Origin of the sequence: Streptomyces sp. WM6386, from assembly GCF_000972385.1 — a bacterium.
GTDB lineage: Bacteria > Actinomycetota > Actinomycetes > Streptomycetales > Streptomycetaceae > Streptomyces.
On record NZ_JXTE01000756.1, the window covers coordinates 1 to 320 of the forward strand.

Here is a 320-nt window from a genome sequence, read left to right on the forward strand (position 1 = left end):
AGGCCGCCATTCGGCTCGCCGCGTCGATGTCCGTCCCACTGACTTCGTACCGGGTGGGCAGCGCTTCCGATGCCGAGCTGACGCCCGAGGGCGACACGGACTGGTCGGCCGTCCATGGAACGGCGCGCGGCGGCGCCGTACTTGTCCGGCCCGACGGGTTCGTGGCCTGGCGGTCCGCAGGGCCGGACCCGGACGCCGAGTCGGCACTGCGCAATGTGCTGACCACGCTGCTGGCAGCGGTCTGACCTCGTACAACACGGCCGGCCGACCCCTCGAAGGGGTCGGCCGGCCGCGTCACGTGGTCGTCACGTCGTCCCGCC

1 pseudogene is annotated in these 320 nt (G+C 72.8%); it reads left to right on the top strand.

Going from position 1 to position 320, the window contains the following annotated elements:
* Positions 1-245, top strand: a pseudogene (locus tag TN53_RS43535) (monooxygenase); the annotation flags it as partial.
* Positions 246-320: the final 75 nt, after the last annotated feature.